The organism is Mesorhizobium sp. Mes31 (genome assembly GCF_024519675.1).
In the GTDB taxonomy this organism is placed as follows: domain Bacteria; phylum Pseudomonadota; class Alphaproteobacteria; order Rhizobiales; family Rhizobiaceae; genus Mesorhizobium.
On sequence record NZ_JALJRL010000022.1, the window covers coordinates 51522 to 70334 of the forward strand.

At 63.6% G+C, this 18813-nt stretch carries 18 protein-coding genes and 1 tRNA gene; 10 read left to right on the plus strand and 9 right to left on the minus strand.

Annotated elements, in window-relative coordinates:
- Window positions 1-512: 512 nt before the first annotated feature.
- From NR193_RS27900 to NR193_RS27915, 4 genes are all read right to left on the minus strand, one after another.
- A complete protein-coding gene (locus NR193_RS27900; RefSeq protein WP_256753928.1) occupies window positions 513-1274 on the minus strand; it encodes a glutamine amidotransferase in 762 nt (253 codons plus the stop codon).
- A gap of 86 nt (window positions 1275-1360) precedes the next feature.
- Window positions 1361-2362 (minus strand): rhamnose ABC transporter substrate-binding protein, encoded by a 1002-nt coding sequence (locus tag NR193_RS27905; RefSeq protein ID WP_256753929.1) that lies wholly within the window; start codon window positions 2360-2362, stop codon window positions 1361-1363.
- A gap of 48 nt (window positions 2363-2410) precedes the next feature.
- Window positions 2411-3400 carry an ABC transporter permease gene (locus NR193_RS27910; protein ID WP_256753930.1) on the minus strand — a complete coding sequence of 330 codons (990 nt, stop codon included), beginning with the start codon at window positions 3398-3400 and terminating at the stop codon, window positions 2411-2413.
- On the minus strand, window positions 3397-5964 hold the full coding sequence (locus NR193_RS27915) for an ATP-binding cassette domain-containing protein (protein WP_256753931.1): 2568 nt from the start codon (window positions 5962-5964) through the stop codon (window positions 3397-3399). The genes NR193_RS27910 and NR193_RS27915 overlap by 4 nt, the downstream gene beginning before the upstream one ends.
- Window positions 5965-6226: 262 nt before the next feature.
- On the opposite strand from NR193_RS27915, the gene NR193_RS27920 reads away from it, so the two are divergent.
- A complete protein-coding gene (locus NR193_RS27920; protein WP_256753932.1) occupies window positions 6227-7423 on the plus strand; it encodes an ROK family transcriptional regulator in 1197 nt (398 codons plus the stop codon).
- A 79-nt stretch (window positions 7424-7502) separates the two neighbouring features.
- Here NR193_RS27920 and NR193_RS27925 read toward each other — a convergent pair.
- Window positions 7503-7577: transfer RNA gene (locus NR193_RS27925), tRNA-Thr, on the minus strand.
- A 161-nt stretch (window positions 7578-7738) separates the two neighbouring features.
- Here NR193_RS27925 and NR193_RS27930 point away from each other — a divergent pair.
- The 9 genes from NR193_RS27930 (at window position 7739) to yacG (ending at window position 13576) form a co-directional block, all read left to right on the plus strand.
- Complete coding sequence (locus NR193_RS27930; protein ID WP_256753933.1) at window positions 7739-7939, plus strand: hypothetical protein; 201 nt, start codon at window positions 7739-7741, stop codon at window positions 7937-7939.
- A gap of 129 nt (window positions 7940-8068) precedes the next feature.
- Window positions 8069-9361, plus strand: coding sequence for a UDP-N-acetylglucosamine 1-carboxyvinyltransferase (gene murA, locus NR193_RS27935; protein WP_256753934.1), 1293 nt, complete (start codon window positions 8069-8071; stop codon window positions 9359-9361).
- Between the two features lie 267 nt (window positions 9362-9628).
- On the plus strand, window positions 9629-10063 hold the full coding sequence (locus NR193_RS27940) for a DUF2948 family protein (protein WP_256753935.1): 435 nt from the start codon (window positions 9629-9631) through the stop codon (window positions 10061-10063).
- 7 nt (window positions 10064-10070) lie between these two features.
- Window positions 10071-11363, plus strand: coding sequence for a histidinol dehydrogenase (gene hisD / locus NR193_RS27945; protein ID WP_256753936.1), 1293 nt, complete (start codon window positions 10071-10073; stop codon window positions 11361-11363).
- Between the two features lie 6 nt (window positions 11364-11369).
- On the plus strand, window positions 11370-11855 hold the full coding sequence (locus NR193_RS27950; RefSeq protein ID WP_091579908.1) for a UPF0262 family protein: 486 nt from the start codon (window positions 11370-11372) through the stop codon (window positions 11853-11855).
- Window positions 11843-12313, plus strand: coding sequence for a low molecular weight phosphatase family protein (locus NR193_RS27955; protein WP_091579905.1), 471 nt, complete (start codon window positions 11843-11845; stop codon window positions 12311-12313). The genes NR193_RS27950 and NR193_RS27955 overlap by 13 nt, the downstream gene beginning before the upstream one ends.
- 199 nt (window positions 12314-12512) lie before the next feature.
- Window positions 12513-12731, plus strand: a complete 219-nt coding sequence (gene infA, locus NR193_RS27960; protein WP_006200926.1) for a translation initiation factor IF-1 — start codon at window positions 12513-12515, stop codon at window positions 12729-12731.
- 21 nt (window positions 12732-12752) lie between these two features.
- Window positions 12753-13382, plus strand: a complete 630-nt coding sequence (locus tag NR193_RS27965; RefSeq protein ID WP_256753937.1) for a Maf-like protein — start codon at window positions 12753-12755, stop codon at window positions 13380-13382.
- A complete protein-coding gene (yacG, locus tag NR193_RS27970; protein WP_091579900.1) occupies window positions 13379-13576 on the plus strand; it encodes a DNA gyrase inhibitor YacG in 198 nt (65 codons plus the stop codon). Before NR193_RS27965 ends, yacG begins: the two co-directional genes overlap by 4 nt.
- Before the next feature lie 7 nt (window positions 13577-13583).
- Here yacG and NR193_RS27975 read toward each other — a convergent pair whose 3' ends face one another.
- Genes NR193_RS27975 through NR193_RS27990 form a run of 4 tightly spaced genes read right to left on the minus strand, consistent with a single transcriptional unit; the run spans window position 13584 to window position 18799 of the window.
- Complete coding sequence (locus NR193_RS27975) at window positions 13584-14954, minus strand: alpha-glucosidase/alpha-galactosidase (RefSeq protein ID WP_256753938.1); 1371 nt, start codon at window positions 14952-14954, stop codon at window positions 13584-13586.
- A 19-nt stretch (window positions 14955-14973) separates the two neighbouring features.
- Entirely contained in the window at window positions 14974-16641 is a 1668-nt protein-coding gene (locus tag NR193_RS27980; RefSeq protein ID WP_256753939.1) for an ABC transporter ATP-binding protein, read from the minus strand.
- Between the two features lie 10 nt (window positions 16642-16651).
- Entirely contained in the window at window positions 16652-17791 is a 1140-nt protein-coding gene (locus NR193_RS27985; protein ID WP_256753940.1) for an ABC transporter permease, read from the minus strand.
- Entirely contained in the window at window positions 17792-18799 is a 1008-nt protein-coding gene (locus NR193_RS27990) for an ABC transporter permease (protein WP_256753941.1), read from the minus strand.
- Window positions 18800-18813: the final 14 nt, after the last annotated feature.

The following is an 18813-nucleotide window of genomic DNA, read 5'->3' on the forward strand; positions in this document are numbered from 1 at the left end:
CCCGGTTGCCCGATCAAACGTAACACGAAAGCGAGAGAACGCCAGCAATGAATGAGCTATGATTTGGAATCGCAGCCCCTTTACTTCAAAGTCTAGAGCGAACTCGCCGGGGGGTTGACCCCAACCCCAACTGTCCCCCGGCGAGCCGAACCTGATTTGTGTCCCAAATCAGGACCGGGATTAGCCGGCACAGGGGCAGTCGCAAAACGAGTGCCAGTCCTGTTTTCGAAAATGACCATCGACCGCAGTGACCGCTGGCCAGCTTTTTTCGGCCTCACCTTGGCGCTCGACCCTAACCTTGTCGCCGGTCCGCCGAACAACAGTGTCCGACATCCAGGATGGAGCCGGGCGTGGAACTGACGCATCTCCACAGCTGACAACCGCCGGGGGCGCCAACGCGGCCAATTCACGGAACCAGGGAGACTTGTGCTGCGAGAGGGGATTTGAAAGCCATCGCTTTAAGGCCTGCAGCGAAACCGGCAAACGACACGCAACCCAGCTATCCGCCTCTCTTATTCGGTGCCGGCGAGCCACCGCACCATGTTCGCGATCAGCTTGCCGTAGAGCGGCCATTGGAGAAAATCCTGCGAGAGCCAATGCGGACCGATGTCGGTCGCCCAAGCGACCGTGCGGCCGCGGCCATGGCTGCGAACGGCAAGGAGCGGCCAGTCGGTGCCGCGATGGTGGCAGGTCGCCAGCAGCCGTGACGAGCCGTCGCGCCTGAAATCCAGCTTGTTCATGCCGAGGATCGGCGGCAAAGGCCCCTCCACCCCGGTAAAGATCGGGTGGGAAGACTGCAGGATGGACGCCTGCAGGCCCTGGGGCACTTCCATGCCGTCGCAAAACGGCAAACAGCGCACGGGCAGCACGTCTTCGACCGGGGTGTCGTGGAACCGCGCCGTCCCGAACATGCCCTGAAAGCCCATATAGCCGCCGGCCAGCATCAGCCCGCCGCCGTTTTCGACATAGGCTTTCAGCACTTCGAGGCGGTTGACGCCGACACGCCCGGCGCGGGCATCAGGCGTGACCAGCAATGTCAGAGCGCCCACATCGGAGATCACCACCGCCTGATATTGCGCGAGCGCATCGAGGTCGAAGGGAAACTCCGCCGCGCAGCGCTCGCCACCGATCTGCGTGACAGCAATGTCCTCCATGGCGAGTGCGGCGTTGAACGCCGTCGCGCCATTTGTCGAGGTCGCACTTGTCAACACATCGCCGCCTACGGCGACCGAGGTCGTAGCCGCGAAGGTTTCACCTGCAAGCAACACGTTCATCGTCGCACCTGCGCCAATCGGTCGATCAAAGAGACGCAGGGACGCCAATCAGGTCGGCGCCCCCACTGCGGATTCAGTCGGCAGGATCAGAACTTGAACTCGGCCAGATTTTCGGGGGTCACGATTTTCGCCGGTCCAAGGATCAATTCGCCGCTGGCGCCAATCGTGTATTCGCCGAGCCTGCCTGCCTTGAACTTCTCACCTTCCTTGCCGGTGATCTTGCATTGCGCAAGCGCCTGGGCAGTCTGATAGGTCAGATAGCCAAGATCGGTGACATTCCACCAGATATCCTGTGCGGCGCCGTCCTTGATGTATTTCGAGATCAGGGTGGCCGGTGCCAGGCCGGTAAGCTTGACCTTGCCGATCATGCCCGCCTCCTCGAGAGCACGCGCGGCCGCCGGAAGGCCTATGCCTGCTGGAACGATGATCACCTTGAGATCCGGAAACGCCTGCACCAGCGCCAGCGCTTGCTGCTGGTTGATCTGCTCGCTTTCTTCGCCATAGGCGACTTGCACCAGCTTCATCTTGGAGAACTTCGGCTCGGCCGCCATCTTCGCCTTCATGAAGTCGATCCAGGCGTTCTGGTTGGTCGCCGTGGGCGTCGACGACAGGATCGCGAACTCGCCTTCACCGCCGCTGAGATTGAATGCACTTTCCAGCATCATTTCGGCGAGACTGTCGCCCTTCACTTGATTCACGAATACCGCGCGGGCGTCGGCCGCCACATCGGAGTCATACGAAATCACCCGCACGCCCTGCTGGACGGCGCGCTTCAGCGCAGGCGCAACCGCATTGGCGTCGTTGCCGGCAATTGCGATGACCCCGACCTTCTGCGACACGAGGCTGTTGATGAATTCGATCTGCGCCTCAGCCGTCGCCTGCGATGGAGCGACCTGGGTCGCAGTGCCGCCAATTTCCTTCGCCGCCTCTTCGGCGCCTCCAAAAGCCACCTTGAAGTAGGGATCGGTGTCGAGCTTGGGCAGGAAACCAACCGTTACAGGTTCCTTGGCGCACTCCTGGCTGAGGGCCAGCGAGGTCGGCGCGAGCAGAACCGCGGATGCGAGCAGGGCTAATCTAAACGCTTTCATTGTAACTCCTCCGTCAAAAAATTCGGGCTTGAAGGAAGGGGCCCGAGATCACCCCTTGGTCTCGCGCATGGCGCGCGATCTGCTGAGCATCTCCTGTGTGGAGCGCCAGTAATTGCCGACCAGCAGCGAGCCGATCAGAAGCAGGCCGATGATCATGCCCTGCGCGTCGCCGCCGATCTGGTTGAGCGCCAGCACGTTGCGGATGATGGCGATCAGGACCAGCGCCAGCATGACGCCGGTCAGGCGGCCCTTGCCGCCAAAGACGCTGACGCCGCCGAGCAGCACGATGGTGATGACGTCGAGTTCCATGCCGAGCGCATTGTTGGCGCGGGCATTGGAGAGGCGCGCCGTATAGACGATGCCGGCAATGGCGGCGATGGCGCCTGAAACCACGAACAGGTTCAGGACCATCCGGCGCGTGTTGATGCCGGAATAGCGCGCCACTTCCGGGCTGCCGCCAAGCGCGTAGATGCGCTTGCCGGTCGGCGTCTTCTGCAGGATGACGGCAAACACCGGCGCCAGCACCAGAAATGGCACGATGGTCCACGGTATCTCGGTGCCGGGCAGGTTGTTGATGCCGAAATCGACGACCGCAGGCGGCAGGATGTTGACCGAACCGGTGCCGAGCAGGATGTAGCCAATCCCTCGATAGAGCGCCATGGTGCCGAGCGTCACCACCAGCGACTGCAGTCCCAAGCCCGAGACCAGATAGCCGTTGAAGGCGCCGAGCAGGCCGCCGGCGACGAGCGTCAGCGGGATTGCCGCCAGCGTCGGCACCCCGGCCTGGACGAGCAGGCCAAAGACCACGGATGTCAGCGCCAGCACCGAGGCGATCGACAGGTCGATTTCGCGGGTGATGATGAGCAGCGTCATCGGCAGGATCAGCAGCGCCTTTTCCGAGGCGCTCGCGGCCAGTTGCGAGAGATTGAAGCCGGAAACGAAGTTCGGCACGAACATCGCCGCGTAGAGGAATATGGCCAGGCAGGAGATCGCCAGCAGCAGATCCCAGAAGTCGATCGAACGGAGGAACTTTCTCATCTCGCCCTCACCTGTCTGGCCTGCTCCGCGCGCCGCACGATGAAGGTGTCGATGCCGATGGCGACCAGGATCACCAGGCCGTAGACGCCCTGCAGCCACAGCGGGTCGACGCGCACCAGCGTCAGCCCGTTCTTGATGACCAGCAGGGTGAGCGCGCCAAGGATGATGCCGAGCAGCGTGCCCGAACCGCCGCGGATGGCGACGCCGCCGACCACCGCCGAAGCGATCACGGTGAGTTCGAAGCCGAGCGCGACACGCGCATCGATTGTGGCGTAGCGGGATGCCCAGAGCGCCCCGCACAGGCCGCCGAGCAGGCCGGCCATGCCGAAGGCCAGAAGGATGCGGCGGTCGACGGGGATGCCGATGAGACGCGCCCCGTCCGGGTTGGAGCCGGTGGCGAACAGCTCGCGCCCAATGGCCGTGCGATAGAGCAGCACGTAGCCGGCGCACAGGATGACAATGGCGATGACGACGATCAGCGGCACGCCGGCGATCTTCAGGCCGGTCATGTCGAGCCAAGCCTGCGTGACCTCGTCGGCGCTGATCTGGTCGCCCGCAGCCCAGATCGAGTTGAAGCCGCGAAAGATCGACATTGAGGCCAGGGTGACGACGATGGCCGGGATCTTTCCCCTGGTGACGACAAGGCCGTTGATCAGGCCAGCGACACCCCCGACCGCGCATGCGGTCGCCAGGCCGATACCGATGTCGAGTCCCGGATAGGCCTGAACCATGCTGGCCGCCATATAGGCTGAAAGACCGATCACCGCGGCGATCGAAAGGTCGATGTTGCGGGTGATCAGCACCAGCATCTGTGCGAGGGCCGCAACAACCAGCAAGGCAGCGTCCATCGACACGGCGGTCAGGTTTGCCGCGCTCACCATGCGCGGGTTGATAATGGTGACCGGAATGGCGACCGCCAGTATTGCGGCGAGCAGTCCGAACTCTCGCCGCTTCAGGAAATCGAGCGGTCCTTTTTTCTTCTCGTCGAAGGCGGCACGCTCCGCCTGCGCCGTCGGATCGACGCGCTCGTCGGTCTTGGTCGCCGCTTCCAGCACCTTTTCCTGGCTGGCTTCGCCCCTGGCGAATTCGGCCATCCGATGACCTTCGCGCAGAACGACGATGCGATCGCACATGCCGATGAGTTCGGGCATCTCGGAAGAGATCAGGATGATCGCCATGCCCTGCGCCGCAAGATTGGCGATCATCGCGTGCACTTCCGCCTTGGTGCCGACATCGATGCCTTGCGTCGGCTCGTCGAGGATGAGGACGCGCGGTTCGGTGCGCAGCCATTTGGCCAGCACCACCTTCTGCTGATTGCCGCCGGACAGTTCCTTGACCGGCTGTCCGTAGCCGGAAAAGCGCAGCTTCATGCGCTTCAGCCAGTCCGCAACCAGATCGATCGCGCGATCCGTGCCGTAGAGGCCTGCCGGGGCGGCCTTGTCGAGTATTGGCAGCACGGCATTGTCGAGGATGGAGAAATCCATCACCAGGCTCTGGCCCATGCGGTCTTCCGAGACATAGGCGATGCGCGCATCCATGGCGTCGCGCGCCGTTGCGAAGCGCACAGCTTCGCCGTCGATCAGGATTTCGCCGGCGTCCGGCTGGTCGATGCCGAACAGCACGCGCGCGATCTCGGTCCGCCCACTGCCGACCAGACCGCCAAGCCCGAGCACCTCTCCAGCGTGGAGCTTGAGGTCAATGCCGGAAAAGCCGCCGGCGCGCGACAGCCCCCTCGCCTCCAGTACAAGCGCGCCAGTGGCGTGGCGCCGTTCGGGATAGAGGTCGGTCAGTTCGCGGCCGACCATCATGCCGATGGCGGCGGCACGGCCAAGCTCTGCCCTCGGCTTGACGCCGACAAGGCGTCCGTCGCGCAGCACGGCGATACGGTCGGCGATGCGGAAGATCTCGTCCATGCGGTGGCCGACGAACATCATCGCCACGCCATGCAGCCGGAGATCGGCAACGACGGTAAACAGCCGCTCGACCTCGCGCTGCGACAGGGCCGCCGTGGGCTCGTCCATGATCAGCACACGCGCGTCGAGCGAGAGCGCGCGGGCGATCTCGACCAATTGCTGTTCGGAGGTGCGCAACGTTCCCAGCCGCGTTTCGGCCGGCACATCGAGGCCGACCGTCGCCAGAACCTTGCGCGCGCCAGCCAGGATGGCTGCGTTGTCGATGCCGCCGAAGCGGTCGCGCGGCATGTGACCGAGATAGATGTTTTCCGCAACCGAAAGGTCCGGGAACAGGCCGGGATGCTGGTGCATGACCGCAATGCCGGCAGCCTGAGCGTCGTGCGGCGAATGGAAGACCACATGCTTGCCGTCGACTTCGACATGGCCGCTGGTGGGAGAATACACCCCGGCCAGCAGCTTCACGCACGTGCTCTTGCCGGCGCCGTTTTCGCCAAGCAGTGCCAGCACCTCTCCGGAGCGCAATTCGAAGGACGCGTCCTTAAGGGCGATCGTGCCCCCGAAGGCCTTTGTCGCCTGAACCAGGGCTACGGGGACAGCCACCTTCCTCGTCACCGCGGCATCGGCTTCGCCATGTGCGCCTGAATGCAGCACCTCTCCTCCCAGTCATTGTCCAGTCGTTGTTATTTTTTCAATTTGCTATATTAAATAGGCCGAGGCCGCAACTGGAAAATTGACTTCCGTTGCCCCGGCGGGCACTGTCGTGTCGCGCACAGGCGCGGTCGGAATGCCTCGACCGCAGCAGCTTCACAGCTGCAGGCGGCCAGGCTGGCTCGATGAAAGATGAATGGAGGCGCCGGTTTTGTCTGGAAAAGGCAGTAATTCTGTCAAGGTTCGGCATTACAATGAGCGTTTCGTGCTCGATGCCATCCGCAGACTGAAGGAGGCTTCCAAGTCTGACCTGGCGCGCGCCGCAAATCTGACACCGGCCGCTGTCGCAGCCATTGTCGACGGGCTGGAGTCCTCTGGTTTCGTAAAGCAAGTGGGAAAAAGGTTCGGGCAACGCGGATCTCCTTCCACACTTTACAGGCTGACGCCGGAGCGGATCTACAGCGTCGGCATCAAGATCGGCCGGCGTGCGCTGGAAGCCGTGCTGGTAGACTTCGCCGGCGAGGTCCGTGCCCGCGAGTCGCACGAATACCGGTTTCCGGATCCCGATCTGGTGCTCAGGGCCGGAAATATGTCGCTTGCCAATTTCGACAAGGTGGTCGCCGGTCTTGGCGATGCCAGCATCGTCGGCGTCGGCATTGCCTCGCCCTATTTCCTCGGTGGCTGGAGCGAAGAGCTCGGCTTTCCCGATGATCTTGGCAGCCGCTGGGATGCGATCGACCTGACGACATTCTTCACCACCCGGTCGAAGACCCCGGTCTTCGTGGAGAACGACGCCTCATCGGCGGCGTTGGCCGAACTCATCCAGGGGGCCGGCGCACGGTTCCGCGACTTCATGCATATCTCGATCGACACTTTCGTCGGCGGCGGGCTGGTGCAAGGCGGCAAGGTCCATACCGGTCCGCATGGCAACAGCGCCGCGCTCGGCCCGCTGCCGGTCTCGCCTTCAAGCCTCGATTCGGTGGCAGCCAAGCCGGCGCGCTACCAGAGCCTGCTGCATCGCGCCTCGATCTACGTGCTGGTCAATCATCTCAAGTCGCGCGGCGTCGAGATCAATCGTGTCCGGGAACTGGATCCGCTGCCGCCAGGAGCGCGCGAGCCACTGTTCGAATGGATCGACGATTGCGCCAACGCGCTGGTCGAGGCGATCATCGCCATCACCTCTGTCATCGACATCGAGGCGATCGTTCTCGACAGCATCCTGCCGCGGCCTATCCATCTCGAGCTGTTGGCAAGGGTGCAGACCCAGTTCAACCGGACCAGCGCCATCGGCATCGTGGCGCCGGAAATCGTTTCTGGACAATTCGGCCCCGAGGCGTCGCCGATCGGCGCGGCCATGTTGCCGTTCTCCGCGCTGCTGGCCCCTGACAGCGGCGTGCTGATGATCGGCAAAGACAGAACAATGTTGCTGGGCAGCCTCTCGAGGCTTGCCGGCCAAAGGTAACGGGCAAGATGCTCGCTGTCTTGTATGCAAGGCAGATGCGCTGCAATTCAAAGAGTATGAGTGATTTCAGAGGAAACGCTGGTGCTGCGAGAGAGGATTGAACTCTCGACCTCTCCCTTACCAAGGGAGTGCTCTACCACTGAGCTACCGCAGCCGCCGATGGCGGGGCTTCTGCCATATCGAACCGGCAAGCGCAAGGCCAAGAACCACGCATCTGTGAAAGCCTTTGCCGGATACCTTTTAATGACATGGCCGCGCCACAATGTTGGCTATGCCTGAATGGCAGGCTGGCCGGTCGCCGGCCGGGGCGGGACGATGAGCGATAAGACAATACCACCGAAGAAGGACGGCACGAACCGCAAGGACCGGCTCGCCGAGCAATTGCGCGCCAATCTGCAGAAGCGCAAGGCGCAATCGCGCTCGCGCCGCAGTGGCGACGCCGACAAGCGGCGCGCCGGGGAAACCGACCAGCGTCCGGATGGGTTGGGCGGATCGAAGGAAATGCAAAAAGATTAACTCAAATCAGCCACGCTTGGCCGAGGGTGGCCGAAATCCTAATTCTTGAACCAGACCGGCCAATGGTCTAGACGGGCCGATACTCAAACGATTGAACCGGCCTTTCCTGGCCGAGAGGGACGTTCTTCCATGGATCGCATCAGAATTGTCGGCGGCAACAAGCTCGCCGGAAGCATTCCGATCTCGGGCGCGAAAAATGCGGCCCTGCCCCTGATGATCGCCTCGCTTCTGACCGACGACACACTAACGCTGGAAAACGTGCCACATCTGGCCGATGTCGAGCAGCTGATCCGTATTCTCGGCAATCACGGCGTCGACTATTCGGTCAATGGCCGCCGCGAGAAACAGAATGAGGGCTATTCGCGCACCATCAATTTCTCCGCCCGCAACATCGTCGACACGACAGCGCCTTACGAGCTGGTGTCGAAGATGCGCGCGTCGTTCTGGGTGATCGGCCCGCTGCTTGCCCGCATGGGCGAGGCCAAGGTGTCGCTGCCGGGCGGTTGCGCCATCGGCACTCGGCCGGTCGATCTGTTCCTCGAAGGCCTGCAGGCGCTGGGCGCCGACATCGACGTCGACACCGGCTATGTCATCGCCAAGACCAGAAATGGCCGGCTCGTCGGCAATCGCTACGTGTTCCCGAAAGTCTCTGTCGGCGCCACCCATGTGCTGATGATGGCGGCGTCGCTGGCCAAGGGCGAGACGGTGCTGGAAAACGCCGCCTGCGAGCCCGAGATCGTCAACCTTGCCGAGTGCCTCAACGCCATGGGCGCGAAGATCCATGGCGCGGGCACGCCGACCATCACCATCGACGGCGTCGAATCGCTGTCGGGCGCCCGGGTCCGGGTGATCCCCGACCGTATCGAGACCGGCACCTATGCCATGGCGGTGGCGATGACCGGCGGCGACGTCGTGCTCGAAGGCGCGCGACCAGAGCTGCTGCAGACCGCGCTGGACGTGATTTCGCAGACCGGCGCCGAGATCACGCAGACCAATTCCGGCATTCGTGTGAAGCGCAACGGCGCCGGCATTTCGCCGGTGGACGTGACGACGGCGCCGTTTCCGGGCTTTCCGACCGACCTGCAGGCTCAGTTCATGGGCCTGATGACCATGGCCAAGGGCAAGTCGCGCATCACCGAAACGATCTTCGAGAACCGCTTCATGCATGTGCAGGAACTGGCCCGGCTCGGCGCGCACATCACGCTGTCCGGCCAGACGGCGATCGTCGACGGCGTGCCGAAGCTCAAGGGCGCGCCGGTCATGGCGACCGATCTTCGCGCCTCGGTGTCGCTGGTCATCGCCGGTCTCGCCGCGGAAGGCGAGACCACGGTCAACCGGGTCTACCATCTCGACCGCGGCTTCGAACGGCTGGAGGAAAAGCTGTCCAATTGCGGTGCGGTGATCGAGCGGATTTCGGGTTAACGATCGCTTCCGACAAGGACCAATCGCCGAAGTCAGCGCTGCCGCTTATCGACCTGCCAGCACTTTCTCCCCGGATAGTGACGGGGAGAAGTGCCCTGCAGGGCGATTTGGGGCAGCGCCAACCGAAGTTATTGGCGCGGTTGCAGCGAGCGACAAGACCGGCAAATTTCCTGCCGGAGCATGATCTTTTCCGAAAACCGGTTTCCACTTTTCGGGATCATGCTCTAACAGAAGGCTGAACAGTCAACTTCCAGGTGCGAAATCCGCATGAATGCCCTCAAGCTTATCGCACTCGACGATCAGGATCTGAGCATCGTCTCGGCCCATGTCCAGGACGCCGTGATGAAGGTCAGTGACCTTGAATTCCTGCCTGCGGCCAAGCGTTTCGTGCTGACCATGAACCGCTTCGTCTGGGAGGCCAAGACCGGCCTGTTTCGCCGGCACAATGAACGGCGGCAGGCCGTGCTGCATTTCGACCGCGTGCTTGGCGTCAAGACCAACGGCATCGCCCGCAACAAACCAGGCGAGATCTTGTCCCTGCTGGCGATCAGCTTCATCGAGATCAGCAAGCCGGCCGGCATCGTCGAACTGATCTTTTCGGGCGGCGGCACAATCATGCTCGACGTCGAGTGCATCGAGGCCCGCCTTGCCGATGTCGGCGGCGCCTGGGAAGCCACGTCGCGTCCCATCCACAAGGCTTGAGCGTCCGATGGCCATCACGCTTCGTCAGTCCGACGCCGATTTCGAGCAACATTTCGCCGCCTTCCTGCTGACCAAGCGGGAAGTGTCGGCCGATGTCGACGCGGCGGTGCGCGACATCATCGCGCGCGTGCGCGCCGAGGGCGACGCGGCGCTGATCGACTACTCCAGGAGATTCGACCGCGTCGACCTGGAAAACGTCGGGATTGCCGTATCGAAGGACGAGATCGCCAACGCCTATGATGGTGCCGACGCGCTGACCATCGAAGCGCTCAAATTCGCGCGCGACCGTATCCGCGCCTATCACGAGCGACAGCTGCCGAAGGACGATCGCTACACCGATGCCGCCGGGGTCGAGCTTGGCTGGCGCTGGACGGCGATCGAGGCCGTCGGGCTCTACGTGCCGGGCGGCACGGCAAGCTATCCGAGTTCGGTCCTGATGAACGCCATACCGGCCAAGGTTGCCGGCGTCGAACGCATCGCGATATGCGTGCCGGCCTCGGGCGGCGCCATACCGCCGCTGGTGCTGATCGCGGCCGACATTGCGGGCGTTTCCGAGATCTATCGCGTCGGCGGCGCGCAGGCGATCGCCGCCCTTGCCTATGGCACTGGAACGATCAAGCCGGTGGCCAAGATCGTCGGCCCCGGCAATGCCTATGTCGCGGCGGCCAAGCGACAGGTGTTCGGCACCGTCGGCATCGACATGATCGCCGGGCCATCGGAAGTGCTTGTCGTGGCCGACGGCAACAACGATCCGGACTGGATCGCCGCCGACCTGCTGGCCCAGGCCGAGCACGATGCGTCGGCGCAGTCGATCCTGATCACCGACGACCCGGCTTTCGGCTCGGCGGTCGAACAAGCCGTCGAGCGTCAGCTGCAAAGCCTGTCGCGCGGCGAGACGGCAGCCCGGAGCTGGCGCGATTTCGGCGCGATCATCCTGGTGCCGACGATCGAGGCGTCGCTGCCGCTGGTCGACCGCATCGCCGCCGAGCATGTCGAACTCGCCATCGACGATGCCGAGGGCTTCCTGTCGCGGATGCGCAATGCCGGTGCCGTCTTTCTCGGCCGCCATACGCCGGAAGCCATCGGCGATTATGTCGGCGGCTCCAACCACGTGTTGCCGACGGCACGCTCGGCGCGCTTCTCGTCGGGCCTGTCGGTCCTCGATTTCGTCAAGCGCACCTCCATCCTCAAGCTTGGACCGGAGCAGCTGCGGATTTTGGCGCCGGCGGCCATCGCGCTGGCCAAGGCGGAAGGCCTTGACGCGCACGGACGCTCCGTCGCCATACGGTTGAACATGTAGGCCATTATGTCGGACTACGATCGAACCCGCGCCAGGCTGATCGATGTCGAACTCGACGAATCGATCGGCCGCTCGACGCCCGATGTCGAGCATGAACGCGCGGTGGCGATCTTCGACCTAATCGAGGAGAACAGTTTCCAGCCCGTCAATGACAGTGGCGCCGGCCCCTACCGGCTGAAACTGTCGCTGGCCGAGCAGCGCCTTGTCTTTGCCGTGTCGCGCGAGGACGGCACTCCGGTCGTCACCCACATCCTGTCGCTGACGCCGCTGCGGCGCATCGTCAAGGACTACTATATGATCTGCGAAAGCTACTATGACGCCATCCGCTCCTCGACGCCGAGCCATATCGAGGCGATCGACATGGGGCGCCGCGGTTTGCACAATGAGGGCTCGCAGACACTGATGGACCGGCTGGCCGGCAAGATCGACATCGACTTCGACACGGCGCGCCGGCTGTTCACGCTGGTCTGCGTGCTGCATTGGCGGGGCTAGTCCTGGCACCCGGCGCCCTGCCTCGCTCTATCCTGTTCGTGTGCGGCATGAATGCCGTGCGCTCCCCGATGGCGGAGCAGTTGGCGCGCCGGATGCTGCCCGCCACTATCTTCGTCGCCTCGGCCGGCGTTCGTGCCGGCGAGCGCGACCCGTTCGTCGATGCGGTGCTCGCCGAGGAGGGCCTGTCGCTGGGCGAGCGTCACCCAAGGACGATGGACGATCTCGAGGACGACTATTTCGACCTCATCGTCACGCTGGCGCCGGAAGCGCACCACGCCGCGCTCGAGCTCACCCGCTCGCTCGCCGTCGAAGTCGAATACTGGCCAACGCCGGACCCGACCAATGCCGGCGGCACGCGCGAACAGATCATGGCTAGCTATCGCGACGTGCGCGAGCGGCTGAAGTTGCGCATAGGTCGACGTTTTTTGCTTCCAGAGGCAAAAAACGCGACGGATTAAGCGTGTTCACAAGCGCACGATTATCATATAGGTTCCGCCGAAATTCCGGCTAGAGTCGGATGATTTCAGGTCTGTTCGACCTGAAATCTGAATCCGGCTCTAAACCAAGAAGTAGAGCATGATGTCGACCGAAAACCGCTTCACACTTTTCGGCATCATGCTCTAGGCGCTGGAACTGCCATCCAAGCAAAGGTATCGAATGCCGAAGGAAGAAGTCCTCGAGTTTCCGGGTGTCGTGACGGAATTGCTGCCCAACGCGATGTTCCGGGTCAAGCTCGAAAACGAACACGAAATCATCGCCCATACGGCCGGCCGCATGCGCAAGAACCGCATCCGCGTGCTGACCGGCGACAAGGTCCTGGTCGAGATGACCCCATACGACCTGACCAAGGGCCGCATCACCTATCGTTTCAAGTAAGCGAAGCCCGGCCGGAGCGCGATGAGCATTTTGCAGAAGCTCGTGCTTGCCTCGGGTTCGCCGCGCCGGATCGAACTGCTGCAGCAGGCCGGCATCGAGCCCGATCGCGTGCTGCCGGCCGATGTCGACGAGACGCCGCTGCGCGCCGAACATCCCCGCTCGCTGGCCAAGCGGCTGTCGAAGGAAAAGGCCGAGAAGGCGTTCGCGTCGCTGAAGGCCGAAGCCGACTATGCGCCAAGCTTCGTGCTGGCCGCCGACACGGTGGTCGCGGTCGGGCGGCGCATCCTGCCAAAGGCCGAAACCCTCGACGATGCCGCCAACTGCCTCGGGCTGCTGTCCGGCCGCTCGCACCGGGTCTATTCCGGCATCTGCCTGATCACGCCGGGTGGCAAATTGCGCCAGCGGCTGGTCGAGACGCGGGTGCGCTTCAAGCGGCTGCCGCGCGAGGAGATCGACGCCTATGTCGCCTCGGGCGAATGGCGCGGCAAGGCCGGCGGCTACGCCGTCCAGGGTCTCGCCGGCTCGTTCGTCGTCAAGCTGGTCGGCTCCTACACCAACATCGTCGGCCTGCCGCTCTATGAGACAGTGGCGCTGTTGAGCGGCGAGGGTTTCAAGGTGCATGGCGGCTGGCTGGCGGGAAGCCGGCCATGAGTTCCGACCCCAAGGTCACGCCGCTGCGCCCAAAGCGCCCCTGCCCCGAATGCGGCAAGCCGTCGGCGCGCGACACCTTTCCGTTCTGCTCGACGCGCTGCAAGGACATCGACCTCAACCGCTGGCTGAAGGGCGCCTATGTCATCAGCGCCCGCGACGACGAGGAAGAGCCGGACAACGACGGTCCGAAGTAGGCCACGGTCAAGCGGCCTCATTCTTCCGGTTGACCCGCGCCCAGGCCGGCACCCAGTCGCCATGAGCGGCGAGAAGATCATCGACCAGCGACCATATCTGGTCGAGATCAAGCTCGGCGGCGGTGTGCGGGTCCATCATCGCCGCATGGTAGATGTGCTCCCGGTTCTCCGTCATCAGCGCCCGCACAGTCAGTTCCTGAACGTTGATGTTGGTGCGGATCAGCGCGGTCAATTGCGGCGGCAGCTCGCCGATATAGGTCGGCTGGGTGCCGGAGGCATCGACCAGGCACGGCACTTCGGCGGCGCAATCGCGGGGCAGCGAGGTGATGCAGCCATTGTTGCGGACATTGCCGTAGATCACCGAGGGTTCGCCGGTCCAGACCGAGTTCATGATCGAGGAGGCATATTCCTTCGACTGCTCGACCTCGATGCGGTCGGCCGAGCGATAGGCCTGCGCCTGCCCCTTCCAGCGCTCGATCTGTTCGATGCAGCGCTTGGGATATTCATCGAGCGGGATGCCGTATTTCTCGATCAGGTCCGGGCGCCCCTCCTTGATGAAATAGGGCGTGTATTCGGCGAAATGTTCGGAGCTTTCGGTGACGAAATAGCCCAGCCGCGTCAGCATTTCGTAGCGCACCTTGTTGGGGCAGCGCGGGTTCCAGCCGGGTTTGGGCGCGCGGCCTTCGCGATAGGCACGCACGAGATCGGGATAGAGGTCGCGGTAGGAACCGTCCGGCTGGCGGTGCTCGAACTTCAGGTAGAAGGCCATGTGGTTGATGCCGGCCGAGCGGTAGCGGATCTCCTCGAAGGGAAGGTCGAGGTCGTGCGCCAGTTCCATCGCCGTGCCCTGCACCGAATGGCAGAGGCCGACCTGCCTGATATCAGGATATTTCTCTGATATCGCCCAGGTGTTGATCGCCATCGGGTTGACATATTGCAGCATGATCGCCTGCGGGCAGACGGCGAGCATGTCCTCGCAGATCTTCCACAGATGCGGCACGGTCCTGAGGCCCCGCATGATGCCGCCGACGCCGAGCGTGTCGGCGATTGTCTGGCGCAGGCCGTATTTCTTCGGCACTTCGAAGTCGGTGACGGTGCAGGGCTCGTAGCCGCCGATCTGGAAGGCGACGACGACGAAGTCGGCGCCCGCCAGCGCCTTGCGCTGGTCGGAGTAGGTCTCGGCCTTCGCCTTGACGCCGAGCGTCGCGATCAGCTTGTTGACGACTATGGCGCTCTCTTCCAGCCGCTGCGGATTGATGTCCATCAGCGCGATCGTCGCGCCCGAAAGCGACGGCCGCTGCAGCACGTCGCCGACGATGTTCTTCATGAACACCGTCGAGCCGGCGCCGATGAAAGTGATCCTTGGATTTCTTGCCATGCTAACCTCCGGCATATGGTCAGGCCACGTCGAAAGCGGCCCTGACGAGCCGTTCGGTGTAGGCGGTCTTGGGATGGGACAGGACGTCATCGACGAGGCCCTGCTCGACGATCTTGCCGTTCTGCATGACGATGACGCGGTGGCACAGCGCGCGCACCACTTTGAGATCGTGCGAGATGAAGAGATAGCTCAAGCCCCGCTCGTCCTGCAGCTTGCGCAAGAGGTCGATGATCTGCGCCTGGACGGAGAGGTCGAGCGCCGATGTCGGTTCGTCGAGCAGGATGAATTCGGGTTCGAGCGCTATGGCGCGGGCGATCGCGATGCGTTGGCGCTGGCCGCCGGAGAATTCGTGCGGAAAGCGCGACAGGATATCGCCGGGCATACCGGCGCTGACCAGCGCTTCGCGCACCCGCTCGACCCGCTCGCGCCGCGTCGCCCCGATGCTGTTGACGATCAGCCCTTCCTCGATGATCTGGCCGATGGTCATGCGCGGGTTCAGCGAGGAGAACGGATCCTGGAAGACGATCTGCATGCGAGAACGCAGCGGCCGCATCTCGGTCCGTGAGAGGCCGTGGATCGGCTCGCCGTCGAAGCGGATCTCGCCGCGCTTGGCATCGATCAATCTCAGCAAGGTCTGGCCGAAGGTGGTCTTGCCGGAGCCGGACTCGCCGACAAGCCCCAGCGTCTCATGGCGGCGCAGGCTGAGGTCGAGGTCGTCGACGGCGACCAGCTCGCGCCAGTCCGGTTTCAGGAAGGTGCCATGGCGCAGCATGAAGCAGACACGCACGCCGCTCGCCTCGAGGATGGTGCCGCAACCTTCCGGCAGCGGTTGCGGCCGGCCACGCGGCTCCGAGGCCAAAAGCCGCCGCGTATAGGGATGCCGCGGATCGGCGAACAGCCGTTCGGTGACGTTGTGCTCGCACATTTCGCCGTGCTGCATGACATAGACGTAGTCGGAGAATTTGCGCACCACGGTCAGGTCGTGCGTGATCAGGATCACCGCCATGCGCAGCTCTTTCTGCAGGCTGCGGATCAGGTTCAGGATCTGCGCCTGGACGGTGACGTCGAGGGCCGTGGTCGGCTCGTCGGCGATCAGCACATCAGGATTGTTGGCCAGCGCCATGGCAATCATTACCCGCTGGCGCTGACCGCCCGAGAGCTGGTGCGGGTATTGCCTGAGCCGCGCGACGGGGTCTGGAATCTGCACGTGCTGCAAGAGTTCGAGCGCCCGCGCCTGCGCCTGCCTGCGGCCGATCTTGCGATGCACCCTGATCGCCTCGACGATCTGGCTGCCGACCGTGTAGATCGGGTTGAGCGAGCTCATCGGCTCCTGAAAGATCATCGAGATGCGGTTGCCGCGCAGCTTGCGCCGCTCGCGCTCGAGGAAATTCAGGATGTTCTGGCCATCATAGCAGATGCTCGACCGGGGCGAGACCGTGGCGCGGCGCGACAGCAGCCCCATGACGGCGCGTGCCGTCACCGACTTGCCCGAACCGGATTCGCCGACGATCGCGATCGTTTCGCCGCGATAGAGCTGGAACGAGATGTCCTTGACCGCTTCGACGACGCCGTGCTCGACCTTGAAGGCGACTTCGATGTTGCGGGCGTCGATGATGGGCTGGCCCTGGCGTCCGTCATGGTCGTGACGGACGGTGGGTGCGAAGGATTCGGCGAGCGCGACGGTCATTCCTGCCACCTCAATAGGGGTCGACGGCGTCGCGCAGGCCGTCGCCCAGCGCGTTGAAGGCAAAGACGGTGACGAGCACGAAACCGACCGGCGACAGGATCCAGGGATAGGTGCCGATAACGGAATAAGTCGCCGTGTCCTGCAGCATGAGCCCCCACGAGATCAGCGGCGGCTTGACCGCGAAGCCGAGGAACCCGAGGAAGGATTCCAGCAGCACCACCGTGGGAATCGCCAGCGTCACGGCGACGATCACATGGCTCATCACATTGGGGAAGATGTGCTGCATGATGATGCGACGGTCGGTGGCGCCGACCGCCATGGCGGCGCGCACATACTCGATCCGCGCCAGCGCCAGCGTCTTGCCGCGCACCTCGCGCGACATCTGCGCCCAGCCAAGTGCCGACATGACGATGATGACGAAGGCTAGGAAGACGTTGGTGGGCGCGGTGACCGGGATCAGCGTCGTTAGCGCCAGGTACAGCGGCAGCTGCGGGAAGGCGAGCACCAGTTCGACGAAGCGCTGCATCCAGACATCGAACCGGCCGCCGAAATAGCCGGAAACCATGCCGACGGTGGTGCCGATGACGGTGATGATGAAGACGACCGTCAGCGCGATCATCAGCGAGACACGCGAGCCGTGGATGGCGCGCGACAGCACGTCGCGGCCGAACTTGTCGGTGCCGAGGAAATGCACCGGCTCGCCGTCCAACGAGCCGAAGAAGTGCCGGTCCGCCGGGAAGAGCCCGAACAGCTTGTAGGGCGCGCCATGCACGAAGAAGCCAAGCAGCCTCGGATGGTCATAGTCGGGGCCGACGACGGGCTGGAAGGTGACCGGATCGAGATCCGCCGAATCGGACAGCGCATAGACCCGCGGCCGTGCGACGAAATTGCCGTCCTTGTCGTGGAAACCTGGCAGTTGCGGCGGCGCGAAGCCGACATCGGTGGCCTTCGGGTCCATCGGTGCCATGAACTCGGCGAACACGGCCATCACCAGCAGAAGCACGACGAGCCAGAGCCCGGCCATGCCGGTCCAGGAGCGTTTCAGCCTGCGCCAGACAAGCGCGATGTAGCTCTCATTGCCGCGCGCCGGTTTGGTCATTGCGGTTCCCTCGGCAGGCGGCGGTGGCAGTGATGTGTCGCGGGCCAGCATCTAGCCCTCCCCATACTGGCGGATGCGCGGATCGAGCAGCACGAGCAGCATGTCGGCGATGATGTTGCCGACGATCAGCGTCGCCGAAAGCACCATCATGAAGGTGGCGGTGACATAGACGTCGCCGACCGCCATCGAGCCGACGATCGCCGGACCGACGGTCGGCAGCGCGAAGATGATCGCCGTCTCGATCTCGCCGGTCAGCATATAAGGCAGCACCACGCCCTGATACATGACGAGCGGGTGCAGCGCGTTGGGGACGGCGTGGCGCATGACGACGGCGGCGCCTGTCAGGCCCTTGGCCCTGGCCGTTTCGACATATTGGGCGTTCAGCGTGTCGAGCAGATTGCCGCGCATGACGCGCATGTTGTAGGCGAGGCCGCCAAAGGTGGCGATCGCCACCACCGGCCAGACATGCTTGACCAGGTCGACGAACTTGGCCCACGACCATGGCGCACCGCCATATTGCGGCGAGAAGAAGCTGCCGATCTCCGAGACGTTGAACTGGAAGACCAGGAGATAGACGATGATCAGCGCCATCAGGAAGCGCGGCACCGTCATGCCAAGGAAAGAGATGGCCGACAGCGTCGAGTCGATCCAGGTGTATTGCCGGGTCGCGGCCCATATGCCGAACGTGATGCCGAGCACCGAGGCGAGGAGATGGCACACCAGCGCCAGAATGAGCGTGCGCGGCAGGCGCTCGCCGACCACGTCGGCGACCGGCTTGTTGTAGTAGAGGCTGTAGCCGAAATCGCCGCGGGTGATGATGCCGCCGATCCAGTTGAGATACTGGACGGGCAGCGGCTTATCGAGGCCGTGCTCGACGCGATAGGCCTGGGCCTGGGCATCGGCTTCGGCGAAGGAAGCACCCCCCTGGTTGATCAACTGCGAACGGATGTAGTCGGCGTAGTCGCCCGGCGGGGCCTGGATGATGGCAAAGGTGACGAGGCTCAGGATTGCGAGAACCGGTATCGCCGACGCTATGCGCATGAGCAGGAATCGCAACATGGACGGTCCGCTTC